Source organism: Streptococcus sp. HMSC10E12 (assembly GCF_001807855.1).
GTDB lineage: Bacteria > Bacillota > Bacilli > Lactobacillales > Streptococcaceae > Streptococcus > Streptococcus salivarius.
Genome location: NZ_KV791088.1, coordinates 59081 through 59409, shown reverse-complemented (window position 1 = coordinate 59409; position 329 = coordinate 59081). Strand labels below are relative to the sequence as shown.

1 protein-coding gene is annotated in these 329 nt (G+C 41.9%); it reads right to left on the bottom strand.

Annotated elements, in window-relative coordinates:
* Positions 1-329, bottom strand: a 329-nt coding sequence (locus tag HMPREF3112_RS11610) for a GBS Bsp-like repeat-containing protein (RefSeq protein WP_256262657.1), incomplete at both ends; no start/stop codon positions are given.

Here is a 329-nt window from a genome sequence, read left to right as displayed (position 1 = left end):
TAACTTCTTTGCCACCACCTGAAACATTGGTTACAACAACATCAAAACCATTAGAGGTTTGATTGCTGATGGTCAATTTCCCTGTCACTTGGGATTCTGTAGATTGAGGGACTGTAGCTTTAGTTTCTGTAATATAGGTTCTCTTGCCGTCTAACATATAGTAAAGATGCACAGAATATGTACCAGCATCGCCCTTATGGCTGGCTGTGTCGACATGAACCTTGTAACTTCCGTCTGATTGTTTGTCGGCATGATACCAAGTGAGATCATCTTGACCATTCTTATCTGACCAGATTGGGACACGGACTTCTTTAACTTCTTTGCCACCA